Below are 17525 nucleotides of genomic sequence, written 5' to 3'. Positions count from 1 at the left end.
TCGCGCCTCTGTGCGCTGTTCCCCTGTTCTTATGGCCCTGGGTCCACGAGCATGATGACAGTCATCCCAAAAGGATCCTGTGAAGACTGGGGCACAGTACGATCTCATTCGCGAGAAACGACGGCATGCTCTTCATCATGAGCCACGGCGACATTGCGACTGTCCGGAAATTCATGTTCTGAGAATATGTTCCTGCAACGGCTTGGCCGTTGCATCAAAATCCTCGAAGTTTCCACGACCTGCGGCGTCTTAAAAACTTCGGCTCAGCCGCGGTTGAAGCGCTTTCGAACAGACACTGCACACCGAAGCCCTGACGCATTAGAAATAGGTGGCCACGCCGAATTGAATGTTGGCGGCATGCGAAAGATTGCTGAAGCGATCGTAGCTCCATTGGCGCCAATAGCTCAGGCGGATGACGGTGTCGGCCGTCGGGCGGAAGGCCAAACCGGTGGTGAGGCGCGTGGTGCTGTCGCCGATGTTCTGCCCGGTTTTGTCGAACTCGCCGTGATTGAGATCGATGTAGTCGCAGCGGCCGAAGGCAATCAAACTCGCCTCCGGCATGTTGAGCATGCGCCGGCGCAGCAGCGTGTAGTTGCCCTCCACAAAAAAGCCGCGCTGCTTTTCCGCCAGCAGATCGTCGTCAACGTGATCCTGCGGCACCTCGATCCGCGCCAGCGCCGCTTCGCCGCGCAGCAGCAGGCGCCGTTTGCGAAACTCCGCATCCACCGCGAGCAGACGCAAGCTGCGCGGCTCATCCACCCGCACGCCTTCGCGCTGATAGGTGTTGTAACGCCCGCTGTAAAGCGAAACGCCAAACTCGCCACCGAAGCGCGGATTGCTCGCCAACCTGCCGCTGAGCGCGGGCGAACCGTTGTTGTCCTCTTCGAAAGCGGTGCCCGATTTGCCGAACGCAATGCGCGTGCCCTCGCCGCTGCCCAGCACCACGCCCTCGCCCAGGCCGTTCACGGCATAGATTTCGTAGGTGAAGCGATCAAAGGCCGTGGCATAGAATGCGCCGAAGAATCCCACGCCCACTTCCGACAGGGTTGCAGGAATGATCCCGGTGGAAACCAGCGGCCGATCGATGACGTTGTAGCGCGGGCTGTCGTGCGTGATATTGAAGCGTCCGATCGGCGGCAGCACAATGCCGGCGCGCAGATTCAGCGGGGTGGCAAGCAGGACATCCACCAGCGCGGTCTCCAGCGCGATTTCCTCGGTGCCATGCTCGAATTCCAGCTCGGAGGTCAGCTTGACGTGCTCGGAGATGGCGGAGTAAAGAAACACGTTGAAGCGCCGCTGCTCCAGCGAGAAGCCCTCGCCGAGGCCGTCCACGCGCCGGTAGTTCGAGTTCATCTCGGCGTAGCCGCCGAGGGCAGTGTTGCCGCCGAGCTTGAGGATGTAGGGGCGATCATAAATGCCGCCGCGCTGGAACGGTGTCGGGAGGCTGTCAGCGGCAGAGGTTTGCGCGCCGGCCACAAACGCCGCGAGCGCGCTGAGCAAGAAAACCAAAAACGAGATTGACGAAGGTCTCATGATTTCACCCGGATGGTTATGCTGTTCTGGTCTTCCGTCACTGGGAAACTCTGCAGCGCGCGGGACGCAGGTCCTTCGACGACTGCACCGGTGACATCATACTCCGAGCCGTGGCAGGGGCACTGCAGGGCATTGGGCAAAACGCGCACTTCACAGCCGGCGTGGCTGCAGACGGTGGAAAGCGCGATCAGTTGATTGTCATCCAGGCGGCGCACGAGGATCGCCACCGGAAAGTTTTGCGGCCGCACCATCAACACGCTGCGGGGCGCGGCCAGCGCTGCCGCTTCGGTTTTGGGGATGGTGATGGCATCACCGCGCAGTTCGCCGCGAACTGCGGGCAGGCCGGCAGCGCAGCCGGGCAGTAATTCCGCGGCGGCGGCAACGGCCAGCGTGCCGGCCAGTGTTTGCAGAAACTCTCGTCGCGTTGACATAATTGCAGGACTCACCGTTTGCATGAGGATCGGTCAAACCGAGGCGCCGGCCTGGACGGCGGCGATTCGGTTTGGTCACACGCGATCGTATCGCGTGATTGCAGTTGTCTGGTCAAACTTGGAACAAGATTCCAGTTCTTTCCCGGCGAATGGAAACAACCCAGCGGATGTTTTCAATGGTTGGATTGTTTCCATCGGAGTTGAGAGCGCTTTCGTGCCTTGCGTGTGTTGCGCGAGCCAAGGCCCATCCGGCTTGCGAGAATCAGAGTGAATTCAAAAACGCCAGCACGGCCGCCCGTTCGTGTGCACTCAGATTCGTGAAGTTGGTGCGGCTTTTTTGCGCCTCGCCGCCATGCAGCAGAATCGCCGCTTCCAGGCTGGAGGTGCGGCCGTCGTGCAAATAGAACGGCGTGCCGCCGAGCAATTCGCCCACCAAGCCCAAACCCCACAGCGGCGTGGTGCGCCATTCCGAGCCGGTGGCTTCGCCTTCCGGATAGTTGTCGGCAAGCGCCGGGCCCAAATCATGCAAGAGCAAATCAGAGTATAGCGGCACACGTTGAACCGCCAGCGCGGCAATCGGACTCGGGCCGGTTTCCATCTCAGGAACGTGACAACCCGTGCAGCCAATCTCGCCGAACAGCCGTTCGCCTGCACGCACCTGGGCCTGCTCGGCACCTCGGCGCAGCGGCGGCCGCAGCGTCTGCAGGTAGATCACCACGTTGTTGATCGTCTCGGTTGCGACCTCGGGATCAGGGACATTGTCACCGACGCGATTGCCCAATGCCGGATTGAACAGCTCCTCCGGCTCAAACTCCGAAGTCACGCCGATGTCGTTGCGATAGGCGGTAACCGTCTGTTGCAGCAGGTCGATCGCAGTGGCTTTGCGGCCGAACCGGCCGAGGTATTTGCCCTCCCGCGAGACTCTTGTTGGAGCAAGCGTGAGATAGGGCGGCGGTGCCACAAAATTGGCCCGCCCCGAGATGCCGTCGCCATCAGCATCATGCGGATCTTCGCGCGCCAGAATGATTTGATCGGGGATCGCTTCGATCAACCCGAGGCCGACGACCAGCGGGCCGCCGCGCACGGAGAGGCTGGTGGCTTCCGCCGGCAGCTTTTCGGCGGGATAGCCGGGAATGGCGCGGTCTTGCAGTTGCGGGCCGCCCTGTTCCAGCAGGTAATCGAAGCTGTTGGCGGTGGCGCGGCCGAAGCGAATCAGGTTGGTCGAGGGATGGCCGCGGCCTTCGGCAGGATGACAGCTCTCGCATGAGGTTTGATTGAAAATCGGGCCGAGGCCGGTGGCGGACGAAAACGTCTCGCCGAAGCCCTCATCACCGGCGATGTGTGCGGCCAACTGCGCCGGCGAGAGATGTTCCACTGTGGCATCGAGCACTTGGTTGGGCGGCGGCGCTTCGGTGAGCAGCGTGCCACACGCCGCCAACATGGGCAAGAAAAGTATGAGCACGCGTCTGGCTGTCAGTGTCATGTTTGCCTCCGGAGACTTGGTTGCAATACGGCATGAAGGGACGCTTCAACGTGACTTGGGCGTCGTTGTCATGTAATGTAAAACCACCACCATTGTCATCCCGCAAGGATCTTGTGAAGATTTGGGCGCAGGGCCAAGAATTTCACAAGATTCGACGGAATGACATATTGAGAGGCCAATTCCACGAATTGAAGCAAAAGACCACCAGTGAGCGTCCGAAATCACGAGCTTTTGAGAAAATGTTCCCGCCGCGGCTTGGCCGTTGCATTGAAAACCTCACAGTCTCCACGGGGATCGAAGCCTTGGAGACCGCGGCTCAGCCGAGGGCGGAACATTTTCCCAACAGGAACAATGCAGAAAGTGAATGCACCTCTCCCCGCCGAAGAACGCCGCAAGTCGGGGGTTAATCGCTGTAATGAGCGTTTGCGGTCGATCGGCAGGCGGAGCTCAATGCGGTCGCGGTAGCCTGGCCAGCAGCTCGGGCAGCTCTGCAATGCTGGCGATCAAATGCGTGTGAGAGGATTTGCCCAGTTGCTCGAGTCCCTGCGCGCCGGATAGCACGCCGACCACGCCGGCAACACCGGCATTGACGCCGGCTTCGAGATCCAGCACGGTATCACCGACCGTCATCACGCGGCGCACGTCGCGCACGCCGGCGAGCTCCATCGCGCGAAAAATCATGAAGGGCGCCGGCCGGCCCTGCGCCACCTCCTCGCTGCACACCACTGCGGCCAACAGCCTCTCGTCCCAACCCAGTTTCGCGAGAATGATGCCGGTGAGCTGGCGGTCGAATCCCGTCGTCAGGGCGATTTTGATGCCGTGCTCGCGCAGCCAGGCAAAGGTCTCCGGAGCGCCGGCAATCGGATGCACGCCCGATTCCCGGAAGCTCTGCTGCAGGCGGCTGCGAAATTCCGCTGCCGCGGCTTGCACGCGCGCGGCATTTTCCGGCGCGTGGGAACCGAATCCTTGCTCGATGAAAGAACGCAACACTTCGTGCTTGGCCGCGCCGCGCCAGGGCCGCAATGCCGACTCGTCCAGCGCAATGCCGTGCGGCCGCAATGCTGCTTGAAAGGCTCGGACCACGTGGCCGTCATCCGCAACGGTGGTGCCGGCAATATCGCATACAACCAACGCAATCTGATTCATCTGCAATCCATTCACAAAATTATGTCCGATAAAAATAATTTTTAGTTGAGCCTAAATTTAATTTGAAAAGAATAACTTGCAAGAGAATTATTGGGGACGGGCCGATGAGAATTTTGGCTGGGAAGCCTTGCAGGCGGAGTGACAAATCAAGAGGGTTACTTGATCAGCAGTCGCATCGATGCGGAAAAGCGAAAACTCGCGCAGGCAACCGCAGAGCATCTTCAGGGCAACACAAACGTGCGAATGTTGCGCGCTGCACGCAGCGGGAAGGCAAAGATCCTGCGCCCGCAGCGTTCCCCCGCGCGGTCTCACACCAGCTTCGTGACAATGCGCTCGCGATTCAAGCGCCGCACCAGCCAGCGATAGATGAAAACATCCAGAACGTAAATCACCAGCCCCGCGAGCAGGATCAACGGCACGGTCAACACGAAAATCCCCTGGGTTTGTGAAATCACCAAGCCGATGATGGGCAGGAGCAGCAGTGCGGAAATTTGCTGGGCTTCCCACACGCCGGCGGCGCGCTGCGACACCGCCACCACCAGGGCGAGCGAGAGAAAACTCAGGCCGGGCGCAAGCCAAAAGATCATCGCCACCCAGCTCGCGGTCGGGAAGATCAAACGGCCGAAAAACGGATAGGCGAGCGCATTCGCGACAACGCCGTAAATGCCAAAGCAAAGCCAGGAAATGAGCACGGCGGGAATGAAGCAAACCGCGATCTTGCCCAGCACCAGCTCCTGATCGGTGAGCGGCGTGTATAGCAGGCCCTCGATGGTCTTGCGTTCTTTTTCCCCGGCAAAACTGCTGGCGGCAATGATGCTGGCCATCATCACCGGAATCAACAGAAACAACGGCCCGAGGATGAGAATCAGCATCAGGTAGAGAATGGCCTGCTCTTCGTTCAGGCCGGCGGGCAGCGCGAATTGGGGCAGGTTTTTCAGCATGTCGGCTTTGCTGGGATCGGCCACCATCTGCCCGGCGGTGAAAACGAACACTGCCGGCAGCAGCACCACGAACACCAGGGGCACGATGAGCATCGGCAAAACCGCCTGCCGGCTGCGGCGCAGTTCCTTCCAGTCTTTTGCAAAGACGAGTTTAATGCGAGGCAGATTCATGCTTCTCCCTGGGCAACAGTGCGAAATAGATGTCTTTCAGTGAGCGGCGCTCTTCCTGCACCGCGGCAATGTCGGCGCCGGCCTGCACCAGCGTGCGCACCACGCGGGCAATCTCCGCCGCATCGCGCAGCGCAATCTTCAAATGGTGTTCCGGTGCCGCGGGCTGCGGCTGCCAGCCGGCACGGCGCAGCGCCGCAAAGAAGTGCGCGCGCGGCTCCAGGAAATCGATCCACCACACCCGCTCCGGCCATAATTGCCGGCGCAACTCCGCGATGGCGCCGCCGGCGAGAAGGCTGCCGTGATCGATGATCGCAACCGCTTCACACAGCAACTCGACCTCCTCCAGCCGGTGTGAGCACAGAAACACCGTGCGCGTGCGCCCGGCAATGAAGCGGCGCAAGTACTGCAGCAAATCCTCCGAAGTTTCCGGATCAAGCCCGGCGGTGGGTTCATCGAGAAAGAGAATTTCCGGGTCGTGAATGAGCGCGCGGGCGATGCTCAACTTCTGCTTCATGCCCTTGCTCAGGCTGCCGGCCAAATCCCGGCGCTTTTCCGCCAAATCGAACTGCTCCAACAAGGCGCTCAGGCGCTGCTGCAACTCGCTGCTCCGCAGGCCGTAAAGCCCGCCCCAAATTTCCAAATTCTCCTGCACCGTGAGCTTGTCGTAGAGATTGGTGTCGGTTTGCACGCCGCAGCGCCGCCGCACATGGTGGCTGTCTCGCGGCACCTCATGGCCCAGCACGAACGCCTGGCCCGCGGTCGGCAGCAACAGGCCGTTGAGCAAACGCACGGTGGTGGTTTTGCCGGCGCCATTAGGGCCGAGAAATCCGAAGACCGTACCGGGCGCGACCGTGAGATCGACCTGCGCCAGTGCCGTCAGCGTGCCGAATTTTTTGGTGAGATTGCGGGTGGCGATGACTGGACTCATGGCCTCATTCAGATGAAAGAGGTGCGCGCCGGGATCAAGCCGCGCGGCCGCGCGGCGAGGACGCACCCGGCAGTGGAAGGACAGTGAAATTTTGATTGTATGCAAGCATTTTTTCTGCTACCCTTCTGCGGCGCACGCGCCGCGCGCAGATGCTGCAGAAGAGTCAGGGAGCCTACGAAGTATGGAAGGTGTGCTGGAGTTTCTTCGCCAATTCTTGAGCCTGCTGTCAATCCCACTGCTGGTGCTGTTGAACAGTTTTTTCGTGGCGGCGGAGTTTGCCCTGGTGGCGGTGCGGCGCACCCGGGTCGAGGAAATGATTCAAAAAGGCCGCGTGGGCGCCACCGCGGTGCGGCGTGTCATCAGCCGGTTGGATGACGCGATTGCCGCCACCCAACTCGGCATCACACTGGCGAGTCTGGCCTTGGGATGGGTGGGCGAGCCGGCGGTGGCGCATCTGTTTGAGCCGGTGCTGCGCTGGCTGCCGGTTTCCCTCTCTGCGGTGGCCAGCCACTCGCTCGCTGCGGTTTCTTCCTTCACCCTCATCACGTTTCTGCACGTCGTCATCGGTGAGCTGGCGCCCAAGGCGTTGGCGTTGCAGCGTCCGGACGAAATCTCGGTGGTGGTGGCCACGCCGCTGCTGGTGTTTGCACGCGTCATGCGGCCGGCGATCTTGATGATGAACAGCGCCGGCAATTGGGTGGTGCGGCGCCTCGGCTTTCAGCCCGTGTCCGGCCATCAGATGGTGCATTCGGTGGATGAGCTCAGCCTGCTGGTCGAGGAAACCAGCCGGGCCGGCATTCTCTCGCCGGATCAGGCCGTGTATCTGCGCAACGTGTTCCGGCTGTCGGCGAAGCGGGTGCGGGACATTCTGATTCCGCGCGAAAACGTCGCTGCACTCGAGGTGCACGCGCCGGAAAGCGAAATCATGGAGGCGGTACGCGAGGGCGCACACACCCGCATGCCGGTTTATGACGGCGACTTCGACAACGTCGTCGGCATTGTCAATGCCAAGGATCTGTTCTACTTCTTCAGCCTGCGCGGCATGATCACCTTGAGCGATGCCATGTACCCGCCGGTGTTCTTTCCGCCCAGCATGTCGGTGGCGGTGGCGTTGCGCGAATTTCGCAAACAAAGAAAGCAGATGGCAGTGGTGAAAGAGCGCAACGGCCCGGTGCTCGGCATTGTCACGCTCGAAGATGTGCTGGAAGAAATCGTCGGTGAGATCGAGGATGAGCACGACGCGCCGGAGGAGGAATGATCAGCAAACGTTTGATTAGCCGCCCGTTGCATTGCAGCCATGCAAATTTGCATTTCGACTGCAAATTTACACTTGACCCGCAAGATTTCCCCGCTTACTTTCCGCCATGTTCGACTATATCCCACGCACACTGGAAGGCACGCTGGCCCAGGCTGTGAAGGAGTTTCCCGCGGTGCTGGTGACTGGCCCGCGCCAATCCGGCAAGACCACCCTGCTGCAGCATCTGTTCGGCGCAACTCATCGGTTCGTCAGCTTGGACGAGCCGGATTTGCGCGCGCTTGCCCGCCAGGACCCGCGTTTGTTTTTAGAAGAATACTCTCCGCCGGCCATTCTCGATGAAATTCAATATGCGCCGGATTTGCTGCATTACCTCAAACGCGCCATCGACCGGCATCGCAGCACGAAAGGGCGTTACTTGCTCTCCGGCTCGCAGAACCTTTCGCTGATGCAAGGGATTACCGAAACGCTGGCCGGCAGAGCCGCAGTGTTGACGCTGCTGTCGATGTCGCACGCGGAAAGAAAGCTCCGCTCGACGGCCGCGCCGTTTTGGCAACGGCCTGTGACAGAGAATGAGACGCCAGCACTGGACGGCGCTTCGAGCGAAGAGCTCATGGCCGGCCTCCTGCGCAGCGGTTATCCGGAACTGGTTGCCGATCCCCATCGCGAGGCGCGATTGTGGTTTGCCAGTTATGTTCAAACCTATCTCGAGCGCGACGTACGCAACCTGCGCAACGTCGGCAATCTCGAGGATTTCCAACGATTCCTGTTTGCGCTGGCCGCTCGCACCGCACAATTGTTGAATGTTTCCGAGCTTGCGCGCGATCTCGGCATTGCCGTCAATACAGCAAAGTCGTGGCTATCCGTGCTGGAAGCGAGCTATCAAATCGTATTGTTGCGTCCCTATCATGCAAATCTCGGCAAACGCTTGGTGCGGGCACCCAAGCTCTATTTCCTGGATGCCGCTTTGCCTGCCTATCTTGCCGGCCTGACCGACGTCAAGCATGCCTTGTTCGGGCCGATGGCCGGGCCACTGTTTGAGAATGCCGTGTTTGCCGAGCTTTATCGCGCCTTCGTTCATCGCGGCGAGATGCCCCGCCTGTTTTTCTGGCGCACAGCCGCCGGCCATGAAGTCGATTTTATTCTCGATTTCGGCAGGCAATTGATTCCCCTCGAAGTAAAATTGAGCGCGACTCCCACCCCGCCACTTGCCGCCAATTTGGCGGCCTTTCACCGTCTCTTCCCAAAACAAGCGAAACAGTCTTATCTCGTGTGCCTGACGAAAAAGGCGTTTCGCTTGACCACTGACACCATGGCATTGCCATTTGAAGAATTGGCGTGACGATCAATCGCAGATTGACCGCCAAGCGGGAATCCCCAGGCCTTTGGCGTTTCAAACCCAAAACAAAAATCTGAAAGACATTGCAGACTTGCCCGGGATCATTCAGGGCCTCGGCTGGCGCTGCAGCGCCAGCCGGGCCGCGGCCACGCGCTCTTTTGCGATTTCAACCGTCTCCGCCAGCGCGGTGAGGTGTCCCATTTTGCGACCGATGCGCGCGCCCAATTTGCCGTAGAGATGCAGCTTCACTTCGGGGAAAGCGGCCACCGCCGCCCAATCCGGCTCGCCATTTTCCCACAAATCACCGAGCAGGTTGGCCATCGCTGCCGGGCGGAGCAGGTCGGTCGCGCCGAGCGGCAGGCCGCAAACCGCGCGCAGTTGCTGTTCGAACTGGCTGGTGAGCGCAGCTTCGATGGTCAGGTGGCCGGAGTTGTGCGGCCGCGGCGCCAGTTCGTTCACATAGAGCTTTTCGTCGCGCGTGAGAAAGAATTCCACACACAGAATGCCCACCACTTCGAGCTGGTCCAAGATGACGCGCGCCATGGCAATCGCCTCGCGCGCCGCTTTCGGAGACACTGCGGCCGGCGCCAGGGAAACATCGAGAATGTGACGGCGATGGCTGTTCTCGATCACGCCGTAATGCGCAAATGAACCGTCCTGCCCGCGCGCCGCTACCACCGAAACTTCCTTTTCAAAATCGATAAACGCCTCGAGAATACCTTCTTCTCCTGCAAGCAGGTGAAAGGCGGCGGCGGCCTCTTCCAATGAATTGATCCTCGACTGACCTTTGCCGTCATAGCCAAAGCCCGCGGTCTTCAGCACGGCTGGGAACCCCACTTGTTGCAGCGCCAGCCGCAAATCTTCCAGCGACTGCACCGGCTGAAAAGGCGCTACCGGCAGGCCGGCGCTGGTCAGGAAAGACTTCTCCCGCAGCCGGTTTTGCGTGATATGCAACACGCGCGCGCTCGGATGCGCCGGCACATGCGCCGCGGCAATCTCGACGGCCTCGGCGGAGATGTTCTCGAATTCGAAAGTTACGACATTGACTCGGCGCACGAAATCGCGCACGGCATCGAGATCGTCGTAAGCCGCAACGACTTCGTGATCGGCAATTTGTCCGGTGGGAGAATCGGTGTCGATCGAAAGCGTATTCACCCGATAGCCCATGCGCCGCGCCGCCAGCGCCAGCATGCGGCCGAGCTGGCCGCTGCCCAAAATGCCGATGGTCGCGCCCGGCAGAATGATATGCTTCATGTCAGCTTTTCTTTCAAGGTAACAGTCTACGCCAGCTTTCAGACAAGCTGAAAACTGGGGCCGCTGCACAGCAGCCTTTATTTCTGACCGGATAACAGGATCAACATGATTTCTCTGAAGGCTGGTGAACCCTGTAATCCTGTCGAAAAGCAGTTCCTTTTAAAATCGTACCTATTGAAAATTGAAGCCCTGGGGCGGCACAAAAACTCTTGGCAGAATGAGGGAGCGACAGAGTGATCCAGATCATTGTTCTGCCGAAAATGATTCTGCCGCGAACTTTCAGATCTTTTTCCTGAGTTTGGTCGACTCATCCGCCTCCGCCAGGTTTCAGACAAGCTGAAACCCGAAGCCCGCGGGCAACAATAAACCCGATTCGCACACTGTTGTCTCGCACGAGGTGTCCACCGCCACTGTCATCTAGCAAGGATCTTGTGAAGATTTGCGCACATTGCCGCGCCATTCACCTCAAAAGCTCACCGCCGAGATACTGAGAACGCAGAGAAAGGCTTTTTGAGATAGCAACTCTGCGCTCTCCGCGGCTCCGCAGTGCAAGCGTTTGCTTTGTGGTTAAGCATCTTTCAGAGTTTTGTTCTGCCTTTGAGCGCCCGATGGCCTACAGCCGCAGCTCGGCGTTGTCCAAAACCCTTTGCGTTTGCTGCTGGCGGAATACCCGCAGCTTCTCGCGCAATTCCGGCCGCTGGTTGGCGAGAATGGCCACCGCCAGCAGCGCGGCGTTGGTTGCGCCGGCCGTGCCGATCGCCAGCGTGCCGACCGGAATGCCGGCCGGCATCTGCACGATGGCGAGCAGCGAATCCAAGCCGTTGAGCGCTTTGCTTTGCACCGGCACGCCCAGCACCGGCACGAGCGTTTGCGCCGCCAGCATGCCGGGAAGATGAGCAGCTCCGCCGGCACCGGCGATGATCACTTCCAGGCCGCGCGATTCCGCGGTCGCGGCAAACTCCGCCAGCCACGCCGGCGTGCGATGCGCCGAAACGACGCGGCATTCATGCGGCACTTCGAATTGCTTCAACACCTCCGCCGCCGGACGCATGGTCTCCCAATCCGATTTGCTGCCCATCACGACCGCAACCACGGCAGGCTGATCAATCATCAAACGGTTCTCGAGCATAAGCAGCAGCCTTGACTTTGGAAAATGTTGTCCGGTAAATGCGCGCTGCGTTTGCGAAAGCTTGGTGCCGCAGCAGTGATTTGGTCTTGCAGCGCGCGCAATTTGTATGCGAATCTCATTCGGTCATCACGTTTTCCATCTTCACCACTTCGAAATCTTTTCCCCGCACGGACTGCAGCGTGTGCAAGTTGTCATCGTTCCAGCGTGAATCGGGCGCTCCGCTGAGGTACCACGAAGAGCCGTTGTCTGCCACGAACATGCCATACTTCTTCAAAGCCGTGAGAATGGCTCGCACTTCCGGGGGAAACGCCGAGACCTCGTAGTTCGCTTTCAGACGCACGCGCATGCCCATGGGCGGCAGGTTTGTTTCCGTGCGACTGCTCGCGAAATGGCGGGCCGGATAAACATAGGCCCGGCGTGTTACTGCGCAGGTGAAACGCAGCGCATGGCGAATCTCTTTCTGCTCCACGGCTTCTTCGTAGCGTACCAAGCCGGGAAAGATCGGCAGTCCGGCCGCATCCGCAGAAGTCCAGCCCGCGGGACGCATACGATTCGAGCCAAGGTCGAAGATGGCGCCGGAGCCTGCGCGCCAGCTCGTACCGCCGTTTTGCGGATACGCCGCGTACAGCTCATACAGCATCCAATTGTCCTTGTCAATCACGAGCACGTGCCGATCGCCACGACTGCTCGGTCCGCCTTCGATGGGAGCATCGGGCGGAATCGGATAAGGGCCCGGATCACTTTCATCGGCGTAGGTGAAACTCACCGGAACTTTGGGCTGTTGCCCGGCAACCACCACAAAGGGAATTCCGTTCGGCGCGCCGTTCCACACCGTGCCGAAATCCGGGTGCAGCCCGGTATCCCAGCCGATGCTGCGCAGCAAGGCCTCGGAATTGGCATCAACCGGAGCGCTGGAAATGTCGGTGTTCCAGGGATTGTCCGCAGGAAAAATCTGCTTGCCTGCCAGCGTGCCGCCGCCATTTAGGTTCGCCTTTCCATCATCGCCGGATTCGTCGCTGGAAAAGATGCCGCAACCGGGTTGCCCGAACGTGCTCAACAGTAACGCACACATTCCGAGCGTGCGCTTCATTCCTCTTTTCATGTCGTCGTCCTTTCGAGGTAAATCTCCAATCCCTTCCGCATAGGCTCCGCGTGTTTCTCCTCTGCACGGGAGCAGACCCTCACTGCAGGAACAGCATCTTTCTCTGCAAACTGCGCTCACCCACGCGCAGGCGGTAGAGGTAAAGCCCGCTGGCCAGCCCCGCGCCGTCGAACTGCCGTTCGTACCGTCCGGCGGGCTGGCGCTCATCCACCAACGTTGCCACCTGCCGGCCCTGCGCATCATAGACGGTTAAACTCACCGGCACCAGAGCTTCACTGCCCGCTACCGAATAGACGATCCGGGTCGCAGGATTGAAAGGATTGGGATAATTCTGTTCGAGCGTGAATGTCGCCGGCAGGGTTCCGCGAGGCGTCTCCACTTGCGTGAGCTGGTCAAGATCCAGCGCATACATCGACCGGCCGTGCGTGCCGGCCACCAGCAGCCGGCTTTCCGGGTGAATGGCAACATCATACACCGAAACCATGGGCAGCCCCTCGCCGAGCGGATACCAATCGCCGCCGGCGTTCGGGGAATAGTAAGCGCTCACATCGGTGCCGACATACAAATAATTCGGATAAGCGGGATCGATCGCAATGGTGTTCACCGGCGCATCCGGCAGGCCGGCGCTGATGTCTTCCCAAATCAGTCCCATGTGTTGCGTGCGAAACACATGCGGCTGCGGCGAACTCCATTTCAAACCCGAGAAGGTGACATAGGCAATATTCTCATCCGTGGGATCGACGGCCACGCGCGTGACCCAGCGGTAGGGCAGGCCCGCGGAAATATCCTGCCAGGTTTCGCCGTCGTCGTTCGAAACCCACACGTTGCCGTCATCGGTGCCGGCGTAGATCACCGCGGAATTCGTGGGCGCCACCGCGATGGTCGTGATCGTGCCCAGCCGCGAGCCTGGTTCGCGGTCGGTGAGATCGCCGCTGATGGCCTGCCAGGACACGGCGCTATTGGTGGTGCGATAGATGCGATTGGTGCCGTAGTACAACACCGCACTGTTGTTGGGATCCATCACCACCGGCGTCGCCCAGTTCGTCGGTTCCGCCGGGTCGATGCCATTGAGCGCGTAGCTGAAAGTCTGGCCGCCGTCAACAGACTTGCCCAAAGCGCCGAATTGCGACTCGGCATAGATGATATTGGGATGGGTGTGATCGACGATCACATAGAAGCCGTCGCCGCCGTAAATCTCCTCCCAATCATCCACGTTGCCGGTGCGCGTGCGCAGCGTGCCGTTGTCCTGCGTGCCGCCCAGCAAGTGGCCGGGGTTGGAGGCATCGACGGTGATCTGATAGAATTGCGTGACCGGCAGCAAGGCCACTTTTCGCCAACTCCAGCCGCCGTCCTCGGAAATGTCGATGCCGCCGTCGTGCCCGACGAGCAAGCGTTGCGGATTGGAGGGATCGAAGGTCAGCGCATGGTGATCGACGTGCGAAGTGCCCACCCATTGCCATTGCGAACCGCCGTCTTCCGAAATCTGCAGGGTCAAATCCAGCACAAAAACACGCGCGGGATCATTCGGATCGACGCGAATATTGCCGAAATACCAACTGAAGTTGGCGAAGCCATTGCCCAACACGCGATTCAAGTCGGTACGCTGCCAGGTGTCACCGCCGTCTTGCGAGCGATAGATGCTGTCATAGGTATAGCTCGAGTTGGTGAACAGGGCATAGAGCTGGTTGGGTTGCGTGGCGCAGAGCGCCAGTCCGATGCGGCCGAGATCACTGCGGCCGGCGGGCAGGCCGTGTGCCGCGCCCAAGCGCTGCCAGGTGTCGCCGCCGTCGCTGCTGCGGTAAATGCCGCTGCCGCGTCCGTAAAGGTGGGTGTTGAACTTCGGCGGGCGAATGCGTTCCCACGCCGCCGCGAAGAGATTCGCCGGATCTTCCGGATTGATGACGAGATCGATCACGCCAGTGGAATCATTGATGAACAACACCTTTTGCCAACTCGCACCGGCGTCATCGCTGCGATAGACCCCGCGGTCGGCATCCTTCGCAAAATAATCTCCGATGGCGGCAACGAACACGCGTTGCGAGTTGGAGGGATCGACGAGGAGGCGTCCGATCGACGTGGTCGCCGCCAGACCGAGGAATTGCCACGTCATTCCGCCATCGCTGGATTTGAACACGCCGCCGCCGGGAAAATTGTTATGCCCGCCGTTGGCCTCACCGGTGCCGGCGTAGAGCACGCCGGGCTGATTGGGATCGACCGCAAGATCGCCGATGGGCAAGACCGCCTGCTCATCGAAGACTGATTGCCAAGTCTCTCCGCCATCCACTGATTTGAACACGCCGCCGGTGGCCGCGCCGGCATAGACCGTGGTCGCGTCAAACGGATCGAATTCGATATCCGTAATGCGACCGCCGATGTTGAGCGGCCCGGCAAAACGCCAGCGTGCCGCGGATTGGCTGGGTTTGTGCAATTGCCGCAAGCGCTGCGCCTGGGCGAGCGCCTCGAGAGGTGCGGTCTTGTCGGCGGTGCCATATGGAAACGTGCGCTGCCGCCACGCCCAATCAGACGGATATCTTTTCGCCTGGGCTTTATGCTCGGCGTCCGCCCGTTGGTGACTGGTTTCACGCCCGGCGAGCGGCTTGCGCTCCGCCGACAATCCAAAGAAGAGACTCAACAGGCAACTCAACACCAGCAGCGGCACGACTCTGGACTTTCCGGAAAAGGCGAAGAAACGGCGCATATCATGATTCCTAATTGGCAGCAGTGACAAGCAAAGTGTTTTCTGGCTGTATTGTAGCACAAAAAAATCAAAAGGCAAGAGCCAGATTGCCTGCAAACGATTCCTTCTGCGGAATTGTCTATTGAAGAGTTCGGAGGGTGAAGCGTGGCGCAGCCTGCCAGGCTGCAAACGTACCAGGTGCAGCGAAACTTCGCGGTCGCGCTCGTTTTTCCAGAGTCATACTCTGGCAGAGCCGCAACTCATGACTGCCGATGCTGCCGGACGTTGCCAGTGAGAAACCTTCGAAAGGGCAGGCCGTAAGACACGGCGTCGTGCAGTGCCTTATCAATCTCACCAAGGAGGAAGAGAACATGCCTCATCGCAAAAACATTTGGCGCAGTGGAATCCTGCTGGCCTGGCTGGTGCTGCCCCTGCTGGCCGTGGCGCAGGAAGAGCGCAGTGAAAAATCCTTTACCGTCAAACCCGGCGGCTGGCTGGAATTGCGCGCGGATTTTGGTTCGGTGGAGGTGACTTCCTGGTCCAAAGACGAAGTCAAAGTCGAGGTCACCAAATGGGTGGAAGGCCGGTCGCAGCGCCGGGCGAGCGAATTGTTCAAGGATTATGAGATCACTTACAATCAAACGGCCAATGGCGTGGCCATCACCGCCAAGATGTATGGCGGCAGCCGGCGCTGGTGGGGTGGCAACAACGACGGGCTGCAGGTCGAATTCCGGCTGTCGGTGCCGCAGAAATACAATCTCGATTTGAACACGGCGGGCGGCAGCATTTCGGTGGATAATCTCATCGGTGAGGCGCGGGTGAAAACCAGCGGCGGTTCGCTCACGCTCGGCCGCATCGAGGGTCCGGTGGACGCGCGCACCAGTGGCGGCAGCATTGATCTGCGGCAGGCGAAGGGCCGGCTGGCGGCGCACACCAGCGGCGGCAGCATCACCGTCGGCGAGGTGGACGGCGAGGTCGCGGTCGAAACCTCGGGCGGCTCGATTAGCGTCGATGGTGCCGGCGGCAGTCTGCGCGCGCACACTTCGGGCGGTGGCGTTACGCTGCGGCGTTTACGTGGCTCGGTCACCGCGAGCACTTCCGGCGGCTCACTGAGCGCGGAGTTGCTCGAACAGTTCAACGCGCCCTGTGATCTTTCCACCTCCGGCGGCGGCATCTCGGTTTATCTGGCGCCGGGAATCAAGGCCGATGTCGATGCGCGGACTTCCGGAGGGGACGTTGAAAGCGACTTGCCCATTACGGTGCAAGGCGCGATTGGCGAGGGCAAACTGCAGGGCAAGCTCAACGGCGGCGGGCCGCTGCTGACGTTGCGCACCAGCGGCGGCGATATTCGACTGCGCAGCCGTTGACGTTCCTGCTCTGATCAACACTTCATGCGCGCTGGTCCTCGAGGAGGGATCCTGTGAAGAGGCCAGCATGCGGCGACAATGCCTCCAAGCTGCTGGCGAAACAAAAAAGCCGAAGGGATAACCCTCCGGCTTTTTCATTTGAGCTCAAACAAAAGACTCTCCGCATCCAGGAGTTGGGCGCCATGAATGATCCGCATCACCCAGACCGTGTCCGCGATAATGCAAAAGATGATGCGGTATCGCTTCACCAGCAGGTGACGGTATTCATGCCTGCCTTCGATTTTCTCCGGAATTCTGGCGCAGCGCTGGGGTGACCACCTGAGGCTTTGCACCTTCTGTCGGAGTTTGCCGAAAAACCTTGCTGCAGCCTGGGGATTGTCTTCGGCAATATAGGCGAAAATCCTTGCGAAATCCCGTTCGGCCGCCGGCAAGATGCGAACCTCATAGTTGATGCGACTTGGCAAACTCGCTGAAGAAGTCATCGATGTCCCGCCCTTTTCCTGCGGCAAGTTCTTTCTCAGCCTCTCTGAGCAGACGCGCCAGTCGCTTCGAGGCCAGTTGTTCTCCAAAGGCCTTCACATTCAACAACACGGCAGCGGGCTTTCCGTCCTTGGTCAACACAATCGGCCGGCGTGTTCGCTGGACCTGCCGCAAAAGCTGGGTTGACTTATTCTTGAGATCTGTTACAGGTCGAATATCATCTGAAGAAATTTCCATTTCGAGACCTCCTGTTTGTGCACCACCACAAGAACAGCGCTTGCCCTCTCGC

Annotated in this window: 15 protein-coding genes; 3 read left to right on the top strand and 12 right to left on the bottom strand. The window is 60.0% G+C overall.

What is annotated here, in order from left to right; all coding sequences use genetic code 11:
• Nucleotides 1-318: 318 nt before the first annotated feature.
• From L6R21_20210 to L6R21_20185, 6 genes are all read right to left on the bottom strand, one after another.
• Nucleotides 319-1533 (bottom strand): hypothetical protein, encoded by a 1215-nt coding sequence (locus L6R21_20210; GenBank protein ID MCK6561527.1) that lies wholly within the window; start codon nt 1531-1533, stop codon nt 319-321.
• Nucleotides 1530-1964: a Rieske 2Fe-2S domain-containing protein gene (locus tag L6R21_20205; GenBank protein MCK6561526.1), complete on the bottom strand. Its 435-nt coding sequence runs from the start codon at nt 1962-1964 to the stop codon at nt 1530-1532. Before L6R21_20205 ends, L6R21_20210 begins: the two co-directional genes overlap by 4 nt.
• Before the next feature lie 262 nt (nt 1965-2226).
• Nucleotides 2227-3447 carry a thiol oxidoreductase gene (locus L6R21_20200; GenBank protein MCK6561525.1) on the bottom strand — a complete coding sequence of 407 codons (1221 nt, stop codon included), beginning with the start codon at nt 3445-3447 and terminating at the stop codon, nt 2227-2229.
• Between the two features lie 447 nt (nt 3448-3894).
• On the bottom strand, nt 3895-4593 hold the full coding sequence (locus L6R21_20195; GenBank protein MCK6561524.1) for a phosphonatase-like hydrolase: 699 nt from the start codon (nt 4591-4593) through the stop codon (nt 3895-3897).
• 308 nt (nt 4594-4901) lie between these two features.
• On the bottom strand, nt 4902-5705 hold the full coding sequence (locus L6R21_20190) for an ABC transporter permease subunit (protein MCK6561523.1): 804 nt from the start codon (nt 5703-5705) through the stop codon (nt 4902-4904).
• A complete protein-coding gene (locus L6R21_20185) occupies nt 5686-6633 on the bottom strand; it encodes an ABC transporter ATP-binding protein (protein MCK6561522.1) in 948 nt (315 codons plus the stop codon). The genes L6R21_20190 and L6R21_20185 overlap by 20 nt, the downstream gene beginning before the upstream one ends.
• A 181-nt stretch (nt 6634-6814) precedes the next feature.
• Between L6R21_20185 and L6R21_20180 the strand changes: the two genes are divergently transcribed.
• Both L6R21_20180 and L6R21_20175 read left to right on the top strand, forming a co-directional pair.
• Nucleotides 6815-7891, top strand: coding sequence for a hemolysin family protein (locus L6R21_20180; protein ID MCK6561521.1), 1077 nt, complete (start codon nt 6815-6817; stop codon nt 7889-7891).
• Nucleotides 7892-7997: 106 nt separating this feature from the next.
• On the top strand, nt 7998-9230 hold the full coding sequence (locus tag L6R21_20175) for an ATP-binding protein (GenBank protein ID MCK6561520.1): 1233 nt from the start codon (nt 7998-8000) through the stop codon (nt 9228-9230).
• Nucleotides 9231-9332: 102 nt separating this feature from the next.
• On the opposite strand, the gene L6R21_20170 is transcribed toward L6R21_20175, so the two are convergent.
• The 4 genes from L6R21_20170 to L6R21_20155 form a co-directional block, all read right to left on the bottom strand.
• Nucleotides 9333-10481: a 5-(carboxyamino)imidazole ribonucleotide synthase gene (locus tag L6R21_20170; protein MCK6561519.1), complete on the bottom strand. Its 1149-nt coding sequence runs from the start codon at nt 10479-10481 to the stop codon at nt 9333-9335.
• Nucleotides 10482-11094: 613 nt separating this feature from the next.
• Entirely contained in the window at nt 11095-11610 is a 516-nt protein-coding gene (gene purE / locus L6R21_20165; GenBank protein ID MCK6561518.1) for a 5-(carboxyamino)imidazole ribonucleotide mutase, read from the bottom strand.
• Between the two features lie 115 nt (nt 11611-11725).
• On the bottom strand, nt 11726-12700 hold the full coding sequence (locus tag L6R21_20160; protein ID MCK6561517.1) for a hypothetical protein: 975 nt from the start codon (nt 12698-12700) through the stop codon (nt 11726-11728).
• Nucleotides 12701-12791: 91 nt separating this feature from the next.
• Entirely contained in the window at nt 12792-15410 is a 2619-nt protein-coding gene (locus L6R21_20155; protein MCK6561516.1) for a T9SS type A sorting domain-containing protein, read from the bottom strand.
• Between the two features lie 350 nt (nt 15411-15760).
• Here L6R21_20155 and L6R21_20150 point away from each other — a divergent pair, with 350 nt between their 5' ends.
• Entirely contained in the window at nt 15761-16756 is a 996-nt protein-coding gene (locus L6R21_20150; GenBank protein ID MCK6561515.1) for a DUF4097 domain-containing protein, read from the top strand.
• Nucleotides 16757-16890: 134 nt separating this feature from the next.
• On the opposite strand, the gene L6R21_20145 is transcribed toward L6R21_20150, so the two are convergent.
• Together L6R21_20145 and L6R21_20140 are read right to left on the bottom strand one after the other, a co-directional pair.
• A complete protein-coding gene (locus tag L6R21_20145) occupies nt 16891-17187 on the bottom strand; it encodes a type II toxin-antitoxin system RelE/ParE family toxin (protein MCK6561514.1) in 297 nt (98 codons plus the stop codon).
• Nucleotides 17188-17197: 10 nt separating this feature from the next.
• Nucleotides 17198-17473, bottom strand: coding sequence for a type II toxin-antitoxin system Phd/YefM family antitoxin (locus L6R21_20140; protein ID MCK6561513.1), 276 nt, complete (start codon nt 17471-17473; stop codon nt 17198-17200).
• Nucleotides 17474-17525: the final 52 nt, after the last annotated feature.

The organism is bacterium, from assembly GCA_023150945.1.
In the GTDB taxonomy this organism is placed as follows: Bacteria; Zhuqueibacterota; Zhuqueibacteria; order Zhuqueibacterales; family Zhuqueibacteraceae; genus Coneutiohabitans.
This window is presented reverse-complemented; position numbering and strand designations above follow the sequence as displayed.